Below are 19287 nucleotides of genomic sequence, written 5' to 3'. Positions count from 1 at the left end.
ATATGTTAAATAGGAAATATTTGGGGCTGCTTTTTTTGTGCTGCAGTTACCTACAAGGATTAGCACAAGCACCTCTTCTTAAAAAAGATCTTTTATCACCAGGCAATGGACACTCGCTCATCAAGGGGTTTATTGGGGATAAAATGAAGACCTCCATCAATAACAGGGTGATGGAGCAGGATGAAGATAAAGTAATCAAGCCATTTGCTGTAAAAACGGAGAAGGACTTTAATGATTGGAGATGTGAGTACTGGGGAAAGTGGATGACTTCGGCAGTATTGGCGAGCAGTTATTCACCTACACATGAACACCAGGATAAGCTAAAGCGAGCCGTATCTAAATTATTGATGACGCAGTCGGCCAATGGGTACATTGGTACTTATACGAAAGATGCAGAGTTGGAAGGATGGGATGTATGGGGACGTAAGTATGTCTTGCTGGGACTGATCTCTTATTACGATCTCACTAAAGATAAATCGGCGTTAGAGTCGGCCGGTAAACAACTTGACTATTTAATCGCAGAAACAGGTAGACGAAATATCAAGATTACAGATAACGGTCTGGACGCTATTGATGGGCTTTCTTCCAATTCGATTCTTGAACCGGTAGTTTTAATGTACGAAAGAACAGGAAACAGGAAATATTACGACTTTGCACAAGGCATGGTAAAGAACTGGAGCTTGCCAGGGAAATTTGCCAAAAATGGGCTAAAATTAGTAGAACATGGCATTGAAAAACTGCCTCCGATAAATGTAGCTGCACCGAAAGCATACGAAATGATGTCCTGTTTTGAAGGTATCTGCGAACTTTATCGAGTTTCCGGTGATGAGAAGTACCTGACGGCTGCACAAGGGTTTGCCAATAGTATTTTAACAAACGAGCGCATGATCGTTGGTTCAGGATCTAATCAGGAACTGTGGTCTAACGGGGTAAAACAACAGACAGAACTGATGCAACAGCCAATGGAAACCTGCGTTACTACCACTTGGATGAAGTTATGTTATCAGCTTTTGAGATTAACCGGTGACAGCAAATGGGCAGATGAACTGGAAATATCCTTATACAATGCACTCGCAGGTGCACAGACTCCAAATGGAAATTGGTGGTCATATTTCTCTCCATTAAGTGGTGAGCGTGTACCCAGCACCCCTCAACACGAAGATGTCGGATTAAGCTGCTGTGTAGCGAATGGGCCCAGGGGCTTATTGCTTACCCCCAAATGGGCTGTTATGAAAGGGCAAAAGAGTGTATATGTGAATCTATATGCGCCTGCTGAATATAGTGAAATGGTTAATGGAGCAAATCTGAAGCTTAATGTTCTTTCTGACTATCCGGTAGCAGACAAAATAACTATTGATGTTAATCCAGACGCTCCAGGAGTCTTTACAATCGCCCTTCGGATCCCATCATGGAGTATAGAGAATAAGTTTACTGTGAACGACAAGAACCAGTCAGTGATGCCAGGTTCTTATGCTAAGATTACCAGGCATTGGAAAAAAGGGGATAAGATTGTTTTCTATCCTGATCTGAGAGGGAGAATCTTATCTGCGCCAAGTGGTGCGCCGCAGATGGCCGTCATGCGTGGGCCTGTAGTCCTGGCTATAGATAACAGGATGGTAAAAGAGCAAGACAGCGCAGTGTGGTTATTACCCAAACCTTGGGATTATGGGCATACAGAGCTTGCACCTGCTGGCTATAAGGGATACGTACTGAACAGAGAAGATTCGGAAAAGGATCTTAAAACTAAATATGTTGACTTAGTGCCATATCGGAATAAACCAGATAATGTATGGATGGCTTTTGAGGTAGCATTTTTAATGCGTCCAAGTCATTTTTTTGACCATAAGGAAAAAATGTTGGTGATGTGCGACTATGCTTCGGCGGGTAATGAGTTTTCTGCCGATAACCTGTTCAGGGTATGGTTGCCACAGCCGCTATTCTTGAGGAATGCTTTTGTGAAAGATACCTGGAAAATTACTTACCCCGGCAAAAAGGAAAGACCTGTTGTCCCTTCTAATTAAAAAATACATCAATGAATATTTCAGAGCAAGAAATGGACCCGAGTGGTTCGTTATCCAGGAAGAATTTTTTGACTGTTGCTGGTTTATTGGCAGGTCAGCTGATCATTAATCCCTTTCAATCACTACTGGCTAATCCCAAAGCTTTAGCGGATTTTAAAGAATGGCCACTCATCATAAATAACAATGAGTTAATAATCCCAGCTGCCACGTACTCGTCAGAATTCAAGACTTATACGATAAAAAAAGAAGTGCGCCTAAAGATTAGTCCGGCTACAATTCACCATGCAGAAGATGAGGAACTCTTTTTGTCGGCCGATAAGCCTTCAGGATATTGGATCGGCACTCCATTAAGAGCATCCCGTTATGATCAGTTAGGAGTGTATTGTTCTTTGATCGAAGATTCACTTGTTATGTTTGAAGCTCCAGGAAAGAAAGGTCGCAAGTTGGAGAAAGAAAAGGACTATCTTGTTTCAGCTCCCTTTTCACTTGTAGGATTGGGAACTAATACTAAATTAACTCCGCAAACTAAGGTGTATGCATTTTATTCTTATTACCTGCAGCGGATAGATGTAGTGGCTCTTGATAAAAATGGTATTCCCTTTTTAGTAGAAGGAAAAGCGTCACTTGTTTGTCCATCCATACCCGAAATACCATCAAAAGCCATACCGTTTTGTAATGTGTATCGTCCGATTCTGGCCGATACATTAAAACCACAGCACCTTTTCCCTATAATTGCTTCTACTAAAAATGTTTCAACATCCAGTACAGAGGGGAGAGTACCTAAAACCTTAAAAAAATTGCAGGAAGGAAAGCCCGTAACGATTGTGGCCTGGGGTGATTCCATAACTGCTGGTTCAGATGTAAAGCAGGGGGAGGCCTGGCCTGAACTTTTTATTAAACAAGTGAGAAAAGAATTTCCGCATTCTGCAGTCAATTATGTTAATCGTAGCATAGGAGGTACACGGTCGATGCAATGGTTACACGATGGTGATTATGCGGGTATGCAAAAATTGCCTGCAGAGCTATGTTCTTTTAAACTCGTAACAAAAGAGCAACCTGATCTTGTTGTAATGGAATTTACCAATGATACAGTAGAGGATCCAAAGATTTATCCAGAACATTATAATATGATCAATACTGAGCTAGACAAAATTGGATCAGAACTAATCATCATTACTCCCGGTCGTTTTGCTATAAAAAGCTACGATGAGAATGTAATGGAAATGAAGTTGCCGGAAGATCGACCTTATGTAGAGTATGTGAAGAACTTCGCCAGGGATAATAACTATGCCATTGCCGACGCTGCTGCGCGGTGGGAACACTTCCATAAAGAAGGGCTACCTTATATGGCCATTCTCATTAATGCATACAACCATCCAAACACCTTTGGACATGGTGTTTTCGTGGAAGAACTCATGAAGTGCTTTGGAAAAAAATATGAATATCAGAACGCTGAAAACCAATATGTGCCTTTGCCAGTTCCTGTTTCTACGGGTAAGTATATGTTGGGAGCTTTTATGTGTCCATTATGGAACAAGGATGCTATAAAACCGGATATGTGGGATCCTGTTCGTAAATACCCAGAGCGGGAAACTGTGCTGGGGTATTATTATGAGGGCAACCCGGAAGTAACTGATTGGGAAATTAAATATGCACTGGAACATGGCATCTCCTTTTTTAATGTATGCTGGTACCGGCAAAAAGGCAATGCGGGAAAACCTGTTAAGGAGTTGTTCGGACATTGGACCAAAAGCCTTTTAAAAAGCAGGTATGCTAACCAATTTAAGTATTCCATTTTATATGTTGATGAGGGAGAAGTGATGGATGGTATTGCTTCAGAAGAAGACTTCTTAAATAACCTTGTACCGTATTGGATAGAAAACCACTTCAAAAGATCCAACTATCTCACAATTGAAGGGAAACCCGTCTTCACAATTTATCGACCCGAAAAGTTCATCAAAGATCTTGGTGGAGAGGAGAAAGCAAAGTTAGCGCTCGATAAATTAAGAGAAGCGTGTATAAGTGCAGGCTTTGAAGGGGTATATTTGATGGGAGAATATCATGGCGTTTTAAATGTCAAGGAGCCGATGTATAAGACCCTTGGATTAGATGCGTCCCAGTCTTACCACTGGCCCAGCTTTGCAGAGTTTATGCCTGCTAAAGCTCCAGATAATGATGATCTGATTGATCTACAGGCTAAATGCTGGCCTGGTTTAAATTCAGTGACAGGACTTCCCTCTATTACTACCGTTTCTGTTGGATGGGATTCCAGACCATGGGGAGGAACTTATTATAAAGATAAATGGCAACTCAGTCCAGCTAAATATAAAGAGCTACTGAAACGTGCAAAGAAGTATATGGATAAACAACCTTCGGACAGCATTCAAAGTAGAATGCTGTTACTTGACAACTGGAATGAATATGCAGAAGGCCACTTTATTTTCCCTACAAAAAAAGATGGCTTCGCCTATCTGGATTCAATAAGAGAAGTATTTGCGATTTCCGCACCAGCACATAAAGATATGTATCCGGAAGAAATTGGGTTGGGACCGTATGAAAATGAATAAATCTAACACTTGCCAACTTTTTTATTCTAAATCTGAGGTTTATAGTTATGCTTTTCGTTATGTTGAAAACTGAAAAATGCCTTGGGAATCTTTGAATTACATAAACCCCTTACTGTTTAAATCGTCAATTATTGGCCCTAATATCCTACAGAAGCGGTCTAAATGTTCAACGTATTCAAATAGAAGGGACACAGTAAGAGTTTGTAATGACCTGTTTTTTCAGTGATTTACAAGCTCTTTTTATTTTTAGTGTCAATATAGTGTCTGGGAATGGATTGTTTTTAGTTTAATTTCGTTTCTAGTGGGTCGATCTGTTCTTGCTGTTTTCTATTACAAAGTAGAGCTAATTCATATGTATGTGGTTAGTGATTGATCTATTTTATCTATTGGCTCATTATTGACTTTTATAGGACCATATCGGCTCATTTATTAAGTGCTTTGCTATTTGGCTTACATATTCAGTTCAAATAATAGTTCGCCAGCAGTATCCCTTCAAAGACTTAAGTTAATACTTGTTGAATAGTTCAATTCCTTTATCGGTGAGTATGTATTTGCAGTCTCTAAATCCTTTAAAAAAAGAAGAATTCAAAAGAAAAAGCATTCTTTAAATCATTTGGCATATTGACTCAAATAGATTCATAACACTAAATTAATATATCGCTGCCTATCTTTGAAAACAGAAGATGAGACTGCATGGCAATTAATAATCAAATTCAGCAACAGGTAAAGGCCTGGGTGGAGGGCGACGATTACGCTTTCAAATCTGTTTTTGATTATTTCCGTCCACGCTTACTGGCCGCAGCCCTGAAAATGGTCAAAAACAGTGAAGATGCTGAAGAACTGGTGATGAATGTACTGTTAAAAACCTGGCAGCTCCGGTTGAAGGTGGCCGATATTGACCGTTTGGATGATTATATCTTCGGTATCATGCGACAGCAAATATCAGGTTTTATGCGAAAGCATATCATCGAAACGAGGTCGATCAACGATATACCTCTTGAACAGCTGGGAAGTACGTCCCTGCCGGAATTATCCCAGCGAGAGATCAGTGAACGTTACCGGGCCGCATTGCTTAAACTATCTGAACAGCGCCGAAAAATCTTTCTCATGAGCCGGGAAGAAGAAATGAGCAACTACGCCATTGCAGAACAGGCAAACCTTTCAGTGCATACGGTAAATAACCACATTAAGGCTTCCCTCAAAGTATTAAAAAAAGAGTTTCAGGACAACCCGGAAGTCATCGGTTTTGTATTGGCAGTCACTCCTGCAGCCTTCCCTTTCTTTTAATTGGTGCCCATCAGGCACAATCGAAAAATCGCTACAGCGTTAAGGAATTGTTTCCCCTGTATTAAGTTTCACCCTCACTTAGCCATCACCCCAATTTCCCGCATTGTTTATAGTAAAGGGGCTGCTCATAAAGCGTCCATAATAGAAAACAATGGCAAAAATACTACGTCCGTCAAAAAAGGCATTAATTAGTTTTTTCAAGGGAGAAAGTGCCCCTGAAGAATCCGATCTGATCAGGTTGTACCTCGCGCTCGATACAGATCAGGCCTTTGTGCAGCAATGCTTACAGGAAACATGGAACGGCTTTCAGGAAGAACCTCAACTGCCCCTGGGGCTTGCCGACAATGAAACGGCCTGGCAAAAATTTCAGGGCCGTCAATCTGCCCGCTTCACTGGTCAATTCAAAAGGAATTTCTGGAAATACCCGCTGGCAGCGGCAATGGTTATATTATGTACCAGTGTTGCCTTCTTATTTTACATCGGAAACAAACCACTAAAGCGACAAGAATCCGCCACAAACATCATTCGTTACGAAAAATTCCGGGCAGAGATAGCGAAGTTAACCATCCTTACCCTGCCTGACAGTAGTAAAGTTACGATGTTCCCCAATGCCAGCATAGAACTGCCGGATAATTTTAACAAAACGGACAGAAGGATAAAATTGACTGGGAAAGCATATTTCCAGGTGAAACATGATGTAAAAAGACCATTTTATGTACACAGCGGCAAGCTCAGCACACAGGTATTGGGTACAAGTTTCCAGATCAGTACGATAAAGAGCGGCGACAGGCACACGATTACCCTTCATACCGGGAAGATAGCGGTTAACTATGGATCGGCCCATTTGGACTTTCTGGTACCCGACCAGCAGATGACGGTTTTTGAAACCGGAAAATTCACCATCATGAAAATTAACGCTGCTCAACTTACCTCCTGGACACAGGAACAGCTCCGTTACGACCAAATTCCGCTAAGTGATATATGTTCCGAATTGGAGGATTGGTATGGCCTGCGGATAACGATCCGTAAGGAAGCGGTAAGGGATAAAAAACTGACAGCCAGCTTTAAAAGAAAGCCGTTAAATACCGTACTGGATATTCTGTCCATGACCGGAGGCTTTGAATATTCCATAGAAAACAATCAGGTTACTATTTATTAAAAGAAAGGAGCAATGAACACGTACTAACATTAAAATAAAAAAACCGCCCCGGATGAACAGGGCGGCTCCGGCAAATTCCTGATTGAGCCCAGGCATTTCCCTCATTAAAATAAACAGGACACAAACCCATTTAATTATTTACACAAACATGCAAAAAATTCTATTAATTCCTTTTCTGATAGCAACCTTCTTCAGCAATGCGGTCGCGGGCCAGGTATTGGATAAAAAACTCGGTTTTTCGGACCGGAACATTACTGGCTTAGTCCTGATCAATACGGTTAAAGAACAGTCCGGAGCAGAGGTCACTTATGACGAGGCTGTGGACAAAGTCCTTACGAGGCAGATCGCTGTTCGGAATATGACACCCTCTGTTCGGGAAGCGCTGAACTGGCTGAAAGCAGACATGAGGGTTACTTATAAAAATAAAGACAATTATATCATACTTACACTGCTCCCTCCTGTGCAAAAGCCGGGTAAAATTTCGGGTAAAATAGTGGACGATAAAGGAGAACCACTTCCAGGCGCAAGCATAAAGATCGTTGAACTGAATAAACGCATCCAGAGCAATGTCGATGGTAGCTACCAGGTCAGTGTTCCTTCCGGTAATTATACCCTTGAGGTGAGTTATATGTCTTTCCAGACCAAGCGCATTGCGGATGTATTGGTAAAAGAGGATCTGCTCACAAAGTTGGACATCGTGCTTAACCCGGCTACCAATGCGCTATCAGAAGTTGTCGTTAGATCATCTTATAGAAAAGAATCAATTAATGGCCTTTATGCCCGGCAAAAGAACAATGCGGCCTTGAGTGACGGTATCACGGCGGAACAGATCAGCCGCAGTCCGGACAATAACACCGCGCAGGTACTGCGCCGTGTAAGCGGCCTGCAGATCTCCCAGAATAAATATGTGGTCATCAGGGGATTAAGCGATCGTTACAACAACCTGTTGTTGAACGGCGCACCTATGCCCAGCAGTGAGCCTAACCGCAGAGATTTTGCCTTTGATATGGTGCCTAGCGCCCTGGTGGATAATATTGTAGTCAATAAAACAGCTACACCTGATCTGACCGGCGAGTTTACTGGCGGCCTGGTACAGATCACCACCAAAGACATTCCCGAAGAAAACTTTACTCAGTTCAGTGTAGGTTCGGGCTATAATACCCGTGCCACCGGAAAAGACTTTACCAGTCTGGGCAGGAGCAAAAATGCCTACCTGGGCTTTGCGGACGGCAAGTATGACAAACCGAAAGGAATGACTTTTCAGCAATATAATCAAATTGTCTCACAGGTTGAAGACCGTCAGAATGTTGACCAGCGCAAACAGGCTGCTGCATTTCTGGGTACCCTGCCCGATAACTGGGCCATGCGTAAATATACAGCCATGCCGATGCAGAATTACCAGTTGAGCCTGGGCCGGGCCATACCCATCAAAGAAAACCAGCTTGGTATAATTGCCGCGCTGACCTATCGCAATGAACAGGAAGCAGACCAGAATGATAGATATGAAACCTACACCCTGGACTATAAAGGTACTGATTATACCTTCAGCACCACACTCGGTGGGTCTTTGAACCTGGCCTACCGTTTCGGTAAAAATAAGATTACTTTAAAAAACACCTATAACCGGAAATTTTCTGATCTATTATACCAGTTCGAGGGCCACGATATAAACAACAGCAGCATAGTCAGCAATTACAGCAATGTAACGGTGATCAACCAGCTGTTCCAGTCGGTACTAAGTGGTGAACATACCCTGGGTAAACGCGGCATTAAGCTCGACTGGCAGGGCAGCCTGGCCGATCTTAGTAGGGATCAGCCGTACACGAAGATCATGGACAGGAGGAGAGGTGATATAGGTAGTTTTGAACCAGAATATTATAGTTATAGTTTTTCAGACAGACAGGCCAGTCTGGGATCACTATACTATTCTGATCTGAAAGAGAAATCTTACAGCTGGGCAACCAATGCACAGTTACCATTTAAGTTACTGGGGCTGATGCAAAGCTTTAAGGCAGGTTACCAGGGCAAATACCGAACGGCAGATTTCGGAGCCGATATTTATCGCATCAGGTCACTTGCTCCAGCTACCAGTTCCCCGATTGACTATTCGGGCTATGCTTATTATGACGTGTATAACCCGGTAAATTTCGCCAGCGGTGACCTGTACCTGTATCCCATATCCGGAAGCGGAAAAGATGTGAGTACCAGCGGATCCGGGCAGGGCTATAAAGGCTTTCAGCGATTGAACGCTTTTTATGGCATGTTTGACCTGAAGTTTACCAAACAACTACGCCTGATCGCCGGCATGCGCGCTGAACGCAATGATCAGAACATTTCCGGCTTAAACCCCACTAACGGTAAGGAGGAGCTGGTCTCGTTGAAGAAAACGGACTGGCTGCCATCGGCAAACCTGATATACAGCTTGACTGACCAAATGAATGTAAGGCTAGCTGCCTATAAAACCGTGGCCAGGCCGGATCTGAGGGAACTTTCCAGCTTTGAGTATTTCGACCCGATCATCATGCGCAATATCTCAGGAAACAACCTGAAAAGCACTACCGTAGAAAATCTTGATCTTCGTTACGAATTTTATCCCGCTCCGGGAGAGATCATTTCTGTTTCGGGTTTCTATAAAAAGTTTAAAGATCCGATTGAGCTGCAATTATTTCAAACATCGGGACGGCCGGAATACCGTTATGTGAACCTGGAAGGTGCAAGGGACATAGGGATCGAGCTTGATCTCAGGAAATCGCTGAATTTTATCATGCCGGAATCTGGATTACTGAAAAACATCTATGTTTCGGGCAGCCTTACCTGGCTGAAAGCAACGGTTGACCTTGCGCCAACTCAGGACAGTACCGGAGTTTATAAAAGAGACCGCCCGTTGTATGGCCAGTCACCCTACATCATCAATGGCGGGATAAGTTATACAGGTAAACACTTCGGTATAAATGCGTTGTACAACCGTTACGGAAAGCGCATCGTATATGCTGCAACGGCACAGTCGTATGACGAATATGAACGGCCGTGCGACATAGTAGACCTGCAGTTCAGCTATAAATTCTTAAAACAACAACGCGCCGAAGTGAAGTTCAATATCAGCGATCTGCTCAACCAACAATTACTTATCTATCAGAACAGGTATGCTCCCGGTCACCCGGTATATAAAGAAGGTGACCCTTCCGTTCAGGATGCGCCCGGTGTTGGTTACAAACTTGCCGATGGACAACCAGACCCTGAAGGGTTAAATTATAATGCGGGCTACGATGTGGTAACCGCCCGAAGAAGAAACGGTACCAATTTCAGCCTGAGCTTTAGTTACAAATTTTAAACGATGATGATCATGAGAAAAAATATAAACGCAGTGCTACTGATTTTTGCTGCAATACTTACCCTTATCACTTCCTGTAAAAAAGTGGGCGAATTGATGGCGGTGCCGTCCTTTGGAAACCTGTCTGTAAAATTCAATACCCCGGCAGATCATAAGCTTTTGCTGCGTATTGATGGCCAGCTTAAGGATACACTGAAAGATGATGGTAATCTGTTTCAGCTTGAAGTCGGGGATAACAAAATTAGTGTGACTGATTTTCAGGGTAAAATGGTCTTGGACACCACCATCAAGATAGAAAGATCCAAAACTGCCTCTCTGGAAGGTGTCTTTACCGGCGCTGTGGTGTTGCTGGACAATATGGACCTTACCATAAAACCGCAGACCGATAGTTTGCTCATCCGGTTCATCACCACAGACCCGCTTTTGCCTGATCAAATGGACATAGAGATCTCCCTATGTGATTTTGGTGGTACGACTGCTCCTTTGGGCAATAAAAAGATCAGCGGTATCAGAAAGGACAAGTTTAGCGCCTACATCCAATTGCCCAATCCAAATGTCATCGACCCGAGTTTTGATTCTACTTTTATGTTCTACGTGATCGAGGGCTATGATGCCACACCGGGAGGTACCCGCAGAAAGGTAATGAGCATTGATGAGCTTAGCGTTAGTTTCCTGGACTACCGGGGGGCGTTTGACTTCGTATGGGTGCCTAACAATATTATATCTTTTGGTATTGGTCCCGCGCCTGAAGACGGGAGTACAACGTTAAGAAATCCCAAGCTTATATTTCAAAGGACAAATCCCTAATAAATGGAGGCCTGCTGAAGAACGAAGGACGGTATTTCAATGCATAAAGTGCATAGTTAATTATATAAACCATCGGGCAGGCTCTTGACCGGCCTGCCCTTTTAATTTAACAATGGCAAAGACAACCTCATATAGTTCATCATGTGTCAGGGGTAAATGGTAACATTATCTGTTTATTGAATTAAAACTATTTTACTTGTTTTGTGTCATTAAGAAAGATTAAAATTTATCACAGAAAAAATGGAAGTAAAAATGAGCGCTGATTTACAACAATTCATTGAAAAATTTGAACCCAGTAAGTTTAAGCTTATGACTAAGGGGATTGAGATCAGGGGCATCAATGACCTGCATAGAAATATTAATCAGGCGAAAGACCTCATTGAAAAGATGAGACTTAACCTGGTTGTGTCGCATAATGCCGAAATGGTATGTTATGGCGGCTTTGATTGAATAATTTATAATATTGTGTACCAATACTTTATCCTTCGTTATTATGGAAATTAACTATACCATTGCAGTTCCTGTATTAATTGCTGTAGTAGCATTAATCATCTTTCTGATCCTAAAGAATAATAAGGATAAGAAAAAAATGGAAAAGGAAATCATAGATTCAGAGATTAAGCCGGAGAAGCATGACTCAGGTCATGTGTAGGTTGATCATTAGCTAAAATATCAACCCTGCTTTATTCTAAATGTTTTGGGAGGATAGTTTGTAAAGCGTTTGAAATATTTTACAAAGTGGGGGGAATCGTTAAAATTTAAGCGGAAGGCAATTTCGTAAATAGCATTGTCGGTATAGATCAACTGATGTTTGGTCTCACTGATGATAAATTCTGAAATGACCTCGACGGCGGGTAAGTTAGCAGCCCTGGGGCAAATGGCATTGTGGTTTTACGGAGAGGTATTTAACATTGCTGCATAATGAGCAACCTAACTGAAATAAACAACCAGTTTTGATTTTCTCAACTTTTCCTGAAAGATTGCTTTGGCACTTTGTAATTTTCTTTAGATCTGTTTTTCTGCATCTTATGTTTCTTTGAGAGGAGTCTACATTGGACGGTTTTATATCTCAAACTACTCTACTATATAACTTATTAAGCAGCATCGTTTTTCAACCGTTTTAAGACCTTTTCCAGACTGGCAATTTTTGTCAGTCTGAATTTTTCTTAATACTGTTCATAGTCATAAGGAGTGAAATCTTCTTGGTACCTGACCATCTTGTAATAACTGTTTCACTGATCCCGTAGATTGCTATTACATCAGTTCCATGGATCATTTTTAAATACTCCCGGGTATTAAAAGTCGGCTCGTTTTTAGTCTTTTTTTTTAATGGATTTGCTGAATAAGTACTTTTCGGTGCTATATTTTCTATCACTCCTTCCTGTTTTTCTGCAGCCATTAGCTGTAACGTCTTTTCTACTTCCTGCTCACACACTAAAAGCTGGTTTTGAATAAACTGGTACATGGTGTAGGATTGCTTCAATAAAAACAAGTGTTCAGTGCGCCAGTTACCTTCCAGCGATTTGAGAATGGTTTCCCTATCTGCTTTTATGCGGCCGTCCACTAAGGGCAAAAAGTGCTCCGCCTTTCTTTCTCCATTTATGATAGCTTCAACAATCGCGGTACCGGTTTTGCCCATCAGGTCACTGATCACCGTATGGATCTTTACATTCATCAGCTCCAAAGATTTCTGCATCCGAAGGATATAACTGGAACTGTCGTTGCTCAGGCTTCTTCTGTAACGAACAAGGGTACGAAGCGTTTCTATACGGTCGTCAGGCAGAAAGCTGCTGTTCAACAGGCCACAACTATGTAAGCGCTGTATCCATTGTGCGTCACTTTCATCAGTTTTTTTGCCTGTGATATTATGGGTTTGCCTGGCATTGCATAGATATACCTCAATATCGTTTTAGGTACAGCTACCGAATGAAGTGTATCGCCAATATCAATACCAGCAGCATTCGGGTGAATTAATGTCATTTCCACAATCCTGGATGGTTTAGAAACATTCCCCTTTTTCATATTAATAAGGTTTAAGATGAAAACTTCCTGCAAGGCAGTTCAATCGGATTATTCTATTATACGAATTCAAACATTCAATCTGAAACTCAAAAAAACTGCCGCAACCAAACTACTAGATGAACTTACGTTCAGTGAGTATAAAGGCTTTGCTGCACGAAGCTTACATAAAGTTATTATTAACGAAACAAAATTCCAATTGTCGGGGCACTACTAGAGATAAAATTTGATTTTTATACACATCAAAAACATCAAGGATCTATATCCCCAGAACTATAAACAAATTATCGAGCAATCAAACATGTAGTTATAGGGCGGATACCAATCAATAGCCCCTGAGATGGCAATAAAACTATCAACTTGGTTTGGTACCACTTGCCGAGTGCTGGCTACAGGTATAGGATAAGTACGATCTTCTTCAGGCCAGAAAAAAGGTCGATACGAAGAGTATAAGGTTATTTTGGAATGCTGCTACTTTGTAAAATAGTGATGTAAAAGTATGGAATGAATTTAGGCCGTTGGCTGTGGATTCCATTCTTCAAAATCCATATATGTAACATATCCCGGTTTTCCAAATAGGTAGTCATTAAATGGTATATTGCCTAGCAAAAAGGATGAAATTATTGAAAAAAACTATGGATTTAATTGCAATTTGTCCAACATATCGTACAAATTTTGTTTCATCTCTGAAACTTCTTCCGAATTAATTTTAGGTTTAAATTGGATGGTTTCTATTGCCAATTTTTTAAAAGTAACATAGTCTTTTCTGTTGTAGTGAAGTTTGGCCAATAAGTATTTAGGTTTAATAAGATTGGGTATGGCACCCCCTACTTTTTTATACTGCATTATCGCTTTTTCATATTCGCCAATGCGTTCATAACAATCACCAAGACTATAATAATAACCTTTATAAGGTGAAAAACTATTGGCTCTTTTCAAATATACTATAGCTTTATTATATTGTTTTCTGTTTTTATATATTTGAGCGATATCATTTAAATAATCAGAATTATTATTTAAAGGTTTAGCAAGTAGCAAGAGATCGTCTAGTTTTTCATCCTTATTTGTAGTAGAAATAATATTCATCCATTTTTTGTAAGCATATAATTTATTAAAACCATTATACAAAAAAATTGAGCTAGCGATAAATAAAGCGCTCACCAATACGAATTTTTGCAAAGCATTACCGTTGTTTTTTGGTATCAGTTTGCGTGTAGTAGCAGAAACTAATATGGCAATGAGCAACCAAAATAAAATTGCAATAGGAAGCATACTAAAAGGATAGGAGGTAAGCCCTGCAACAAAAATTGCTACTAAGGATGCAGCAGTATTTAATGCCAGAAGTACGATATCCTTTTTCTGCTGCTGATAGGATTTAATTATGATTTGGGTGCACGTAAAAAACAGAGCTATAAATAATACTATCCCAATTATGCCACTTTCGGCAAAAATATGAAGTATATCATTAAAAGGATAGCGATTATCTCCTGCTAAATTCCCTAAATTTTGGATATTTTTGACACTTTTATGAAAAAAATTAGCTTGATAACCAATATAATTGGCAGGGAAATTTCCTATCCCTACCCCAGTTGGCCAGTGATCTTTTATCATCAAAGCAGTAACTTTCCAAGTTAGTATCCTTCCTGTAGCAGAATCGGCTTTATATTGATATAACCAAAAGCAAAATGGGAGCGCTATTAACAAACAAATAATAAGAATGAGCCATATCGGTTTTTTTGAAATTTTCCATTTAAACTTTACTAATAAAAACATAATACCACCAATAAATAGCCCCGCTAAGCCACCTAACCATGCAGAACGAGAAAGGCTATTGATAATAAAATAAGTAGAGATCATCATTAAAATAGCGTAAAATGCTGCATTAAGGTATTTTTTATTAATAACTTGATGCAAAAAAACAGGAAATATAAAAACTGTTAATGCTGTAATAAAAATAGCAAAAGGACCTGGATTAAAAAACATACCTGTAGCTCCAAACTTTGGGTAATAGGAGGGAATCAATAAAAAATGCTGAGCAACCGCTATTACTAATTGAAAGCAAAGCAGCAGCACTATAAGCTCAATTAACATGTTTACTAAAACAACAGTACGGATATTAACACATAAAATACGAATTGAGACATAGGAAAAGCCCAATGCTATTTGGCTTAAAATTGCCGAATAATTTATTGCTATTTTTGTAAAACACAATGACAATAAGGGAAGTAGAATGAGATATGAACAAATAATAACATCTAACTTTTTAATTTGTAGTTTATAATTTTTGGTAAACAATATTTTACTTATGGCGAAAACACAAATTATACCACTAGCAAACCATAAACCGAGCTCTTTTGCACTAAACAAACCGTTAGGTAATTTGGTGCTAACCAAAAAAGCATTAAAAAGCAATAAAACACTAGAAATTCTGAAAAGCCAAATATTTAACATTAACAATGATTTGATCACAAATTAAATATAACCTTTACAATTCCCGTCCTGCCTCTGATTTCATAGCGACTGACATAGTACTGGTTTGATGAAAGGCTAAAAACCTCATAATTTTTGATATTTGCTATGTTGGTGATATTCAGTTCAAAATCTGTACGCCATTTAACGAATTTATACCTTGTCTGTAAATCCACAAAGAGGTAATTTACGCTGGATTGGCTGCCATAAATATGCCTGCCGGATAGATTTAGAAAAAGGTTAGTAATTGGGGAATAACCAATGTTAAGGTATTGATCAAACCGTTTGGTTTTACCGTTAATATCATAATTATTTCCTTCTCCCGGTTTTTGTTTGCTACGATTCCAAAATCCTCGTCCTTTATAGCCTAATGTGATTTCACCTGGCAATTTACTATCTATGCTAATCTCTAAGGTTAACCCTTTGTTAGTAAAAGGGTATAATGTATTATTTATTAATTGATTGTAATTTGTTTTTCTTACGACTGTATTAACCGAGAAAGTAGTGTTTAATACAAATATGTATTTACTTAAATCAACACTAAAATCTGTTGAGCTTTGATCATTTTTGTAAGGGAGTAATACTGTACGCTGAACGTCAGCTGTGAGTACACTTGCAAGAATGGTATTTGCGGTAACTTTCCTATAATTGATTCTTGCAGCAGCAAAAAACATGCTGATGGTACGCTTAAAATCATAGATTGCTGCGATGCTATTAGACTGATGTTCTTGTAAGTCTGCGCTATTTGCAAATAGGCTACGGTAATTGGTAAGTACAGTTCCCCTATACACGTTGGATATACCCCCAAAAGTATTTTTTTTGTTATAGTTTAAAGAAATGTAATCTTCTGCATTTAATAATAACCTCAAACTTGCGCTTGGGTTAATAAAGAATTGATTTTTATTTGCATCCATACCATAATCATCCTGTTTGTAACGGATAGATTGGCCAATAAGGGGTAAACTGATGCTTGCGATCCATGCACTTCGCTTAATTAAATATTCCGCATTTGTAAATATTCTATCGCGTTGCCAGTTTAAGTTGTTACCTACATCTAACCCATAATTTGTGATCGTGTTATCAATTTGCCTTATGTTAAGTTTAGAATTAAACAACTGCCACTCATTAATTATCCCAGCCTGATAATTTTGTTGAATAAGCGCATCACTGGAAATGCGGTAACCAAAGCTGATATGATTGTAAAAAGTAGGAATGTTTGTATGCTGAGTACTTCCAGTATATGACAACCCCTGATTTAACAGTTCCGGATTAAGACCTGCATTTATGGTCAGGTGTTCTGGATTTTTTGAATAACCAAAATACCAACGTACATCCCCAATGTTATTTGTATTCTTCATAGCTGGGGTAAAGCTAAAGTCGTTGAAAAAACTTAAATTTTTCTGGTTTAGACTCTGATTAAAGTTTTCATCATTAAAATCCAGGAAGCTAGTTGAAAAATTGCCATCCACATTGAAACTAAGTTTATTATTAAGGAAGTAAGAATCTTTGTTAACGGTAGCGGTGAAAGACGTATTTATCGAATAAGGCTTGCTAACTACCCTTTGGATTTCCCTGTATCTTAAAGTGTCGCCTGCTAAATAATTATCTAAATTGCTCGTATAATTTAGTCTGTTTTTATCAAAAAAAAACTGAATATTTGACCTGATTTTCAAATCTTCTTTCAGGGTAACCAAATTATTAATATTTAGTAATTCTGATTGATTCATATAGTAACTTCCCTTTGGTAAATCCGGACCACCAACAGTACCAAGCGTTAGTAATGATTTTGGTTTTGAATTTCCCACATCACCCACCAGCCCAGTACCTAACTGAGTGAAATCACTTGCTAAATCGACACCTATATTGTTAGCTTTTAAAGAATTCAACATCTTGAATTTTTTATTGAATATCATTCCATTTAACGCAGCGTCATATTGTTCTGGCAAACCTAGGCCTAGCATCGCTTGCCCTGCAAGATTTAGACTGTTTTCATCTTTTAATATGAGGTTCATGGCTACATCATCGGTAAAAACCTTATCTTTTAGTACATTGATTGGCTGAAAATGCTCAATCACATCAATGCTTTTTATCATTTCCTTATCTATAACCTTGGTAGCCAACCCATAGCGACCATCCATCAAATCATCGCCCTGGATATAAAGATTTTGTATACTTTTCCCTTTAAAGGATATTTGCCCATTTTCTGCCACACTAATACCAGGTAGTCGTTTGATCACATCCCCTATACTTCGGTCTTCGGGTCTTGAAAAACTGCCTACCCTGTAGCTTACGGTATCGCCCTTAGAAATAATTATTGGCCTGCTTTTTATCTTAACTTCCTTTAAATCGATTGCCTGCCCTTCCATTAGGAAGTCATAAGTATATTTATTTGGCAATAATACTTCTTGTATTTTTTTATAACCAATACTGGCAACCTCTACAGCCCATCCTCCTGTACTACTGGCATCAGTTAATTCAATACTATATCGACCTTTCGTATCGGTATACGTAAAACTTATAATGAAATCCTTATTGTTTTTAACTACTATATGAGCACCAGGAATGGCATTACCTGAGCGATTACTTACAATCCCATTGAGCAGTCTTTTTTGAGCAAAGACATTTGATGAAATATATAAAATAAATATACTGGTTAATATGAATCTAAAGCGATTTCTCAAAATATTCTAATTTTCAAGAGTACCATCACCTAATTTTTGAGCTCCAGCGGATTATCCCTCCTCTGTTTCAACTCTTTTTTATAAGTATTATATATTTTATTGGCATCTTCACCATAGTAGATAACGCCATTATCATCTATAAAAGCCAGCTGTGGTTTATTTGAACCGACAGGAAACTGCCCCTGCGCAGCTGCCATAGGGTCCTTTTCAAACACTGCACTGGCACGATCAAAAGCCTTTTCGCTAACCTTGGTTACTCTTACCATTCTTTGGGCAGTGCTCTCGTTGTCTTCTCCCTTATTTAGTTCTTTAAATAAAAAAGAAACTTCTCCAGTTAAATCTGTTGCTTCCAATATCAATCCGGGAAGTCCAGAAAGCTTCCATGGCCCGCTACGGAATGGCAGCTTAGGTGTAAACCAGGCAATATAGGTGCGGCCAGCGTAAACACCAATTGCTTTTTGACAAGTGTAGCCTCCAACATCCTTTTTCTCATCTCCCACTTTCCAATTTATTACAGGTAAGCTTGTTTCTATTTGATAATTAGACGATCCCAGCGTAACTGTCCGAATCAATTTATTTAATGCAGGATATTGTAAGAGGTCAAAATTCTGAATACCTCTACTTTGCACCATCACCGTAGGCACAAAGTTATAGCTGCCACTACTTTTAGTTGCACTTTGGGTAATCTTGCCCACAGATTTACTCGGTAACTTTCTATTAAGTTCATCCGTCCAGCTACTATATCTACTTTCATTTTGTCCCAATCGCAATATCATTTCTTGAGTATAGGGCTTGCCTGGTTTATTTAAATCATTTATATGTTTAAATTGATAAATAACACTTATTATAACAGGTTCGCCCTTTTGAGCAAAGACCTGAAATGTTATCAGGCTGAGAAAAAAAGCGAAGAAGATGCGGGCATTCATATATCGTGGTAGTTTCATAG

14 protein-coding genes are annotated in these 19287 nt (G+C 39.6%); 8 read left to right on the top strand and 6 right to left on the bottom strand.

Going from position 1 to position 19287, the window contains the following annotated elements; genetic code table 11:
• Positions 1–2 precede the first annotated feature (2 nt).
• From EZ444_RS11400 to EZ444_RS27210, 8 genes are all read left to right on the top strand, one after another.
• Positions 3–2021: a beta-L-arabinofuranosidase domain-containing protein gene (locus EZ444_RS11400; RefSeq protein WP_165503595.1), complete on the top strand. Its 2019-nt coding sequence runs from the start codon at positions 3–5 to the stop codon at positions 2019–2021.
• An 11-nt stretch (positions 2022–2032) separates the two neighbouring features.
• Positions 2033–4588, top strand: a complete 2556-nt coding sequence (locus EZ444_RS11395; RefSeq protein WP_131608873.1) for a glycoside hydrolase family 99-like domain-containing protein — start codon at positions 2033–2035, stop codon at positions 4586–4588.
• A gap of 693 nt (positions 4589–5281) precedes the next feature.
• Entirely contained in the window at positions 5282–5875 is a 594-nt protein-coding gene (locus tag EZ444_RS11390) for a sigma-70 family RNA polymerase sigma factor (RefSeq protein ID WP_131608871.1), read from the top strand.
• A 151-nt stretch (positions 5876–6026) separates the two neighbouring features.
• Positions 6027–7034, top strand: coding sequence for a FecR family protein (locus EZ444_RS11385; RefSeq protein WP_131608869.1), 1008 nt, complete (start codon positions 6027–6029; stop codon positions 7032–7034).
• Between the two features lie 148 nt (positions 7035–7182).
• Positions 7183–10365, top strand: coding sequence for a TonB-dependent receptor (locus EZ444_RS11380; protein WP_131608867.1), 3183 nt, complete (start codon positions 7183–7185; stop codon positions 10363–10365).
• Between the two features lie 12 nt (positions 10366–10377).
• A complete protein-coding gene (locus tag EZ444_RS11375; RefSeq protein WP_131608865.1) occupies positions 10378–11172 on the top strand; it encodes a hypothetical protein in 795 nt (264 codons plus the stop codon).
• 240 nt (positions 11173–11412) lie between these two features.
• On the top strand, positions 11413–11622 hold the full coding sequence (locus EZ444_RS11370; protein WP_131608864.1) for a hypothetical protein: 210 nt from the start codon (positions 11413–11415) through the stop codon (positions 11620–11622).
• 43 nt (positions 11623–11665) lie between these two features.
• On the top strand, positions 11666–11824 hold the full coding sequence (locus EZ444_RS27210; RefSeq protein WP_165503594.1) for a hypothetical protein: 159 nt from the start codon (positions 11666–11668) through the stop codon (positions 11822–11824).
• 20 nt (positions 11825–11844) lie between these two features.
• Here the strand turns inward: EZ444_RS27210 and EZ444_RS27860 are convergent, their stop codons facing one another.
• The 6 genes from EZ444_RS27860 to EZ444_RS11340 all read right to left on the bottom strand — a co-directional run bounded on the left by EZ444_RS27860 (position 11845) and on the right by EZ444_RS11340 (position 19285).
• The gene (locus tag EZ444_RS27860; protein WP_131609129.1) at positions 11845–12051 is read right to left on the bottom strand and encodes a helix-turn-helix domain-containing protein; all 207 of its coding nucleotides are present in this window, start codon (positions 12049–12051) and stop codon (positions 11845–11847) included.
• A 271-nt stretch (positions 12052–12322) separates the two neighbouring features.
• Positions 12323–13036, bottom strand: coding sequence for an IS110 family transposase (locus tag EZ444_RS11360; RefSeq protein WP_317130121.1), 714 nt, complete (start codon positions 13034–13036; stop codon positions 12323–12325).
• The gene (locus EZ444_RS11355) at positions 12967–13194 is read right to left on the bottom strand and encodes a hypothetical protein (RefSeq protein WP_131608862.1); all 228 of its coding nucleotides are present in this window, start codon (positions 13192–13194) and stop codon (positions 12967–12969) included. The genes EZ444_RS11360 and EZ444_RS11355 overlap by 70 nt, the downstream gene beginning before the upstream one ends.
• 630 nt (positions 13195–13824) lie before the next feature.
• Positions 13825–15642 (bottom strand): O-antigen ligase family protein, encoded by a 1818-nt coding sequence (locus tag EZ444_RS11350; RefSeq protein WP_131608861.1) that lies wholly within the window; start codon positions 15640–15642, stop codon positions 13825–13827.
• Between the two features lie 14 nt (positions 15643–15656).
• Positions 15657–18341, bottom strand: a complete 2685-nt coding sequence (locus tag EZ444_RS11345; RefSeq protein WP_131608860.1) for a TonB-dependent receptor — start codon at positions 18339–18341, stop codon at positions 15657–15659.
• A 29-nt stretch (positions 18342–18370) separates the two neighbouring features.
• Positions 18371–19285 (bottom strand): GLPGLI family protein, encoded by a 915-nt coding sequence (locus EZ444_RS11340; RefSeq protein ID WP_131608859.1) that lies wholly within the window; start codon positions 19283–19285, stop codon positions 18371–18373.
• Between the last annotated feature and the right edge of the window lie 2 nt (positions 19286–19287).

Origin of the sequence: Pedobacter hiemivivus, assembly GCF_004331685.1 — a bacterium.
GTDB lineage: Bacteria > Bacteroidota > Bacteroidia > Sphingobacteriales > Sphingobacteriaceae > Pedobacter > Pedobacter hiemivivus.
This window is presented reverse-complemented; position numbering and strand designations above follow the sequence as displayed.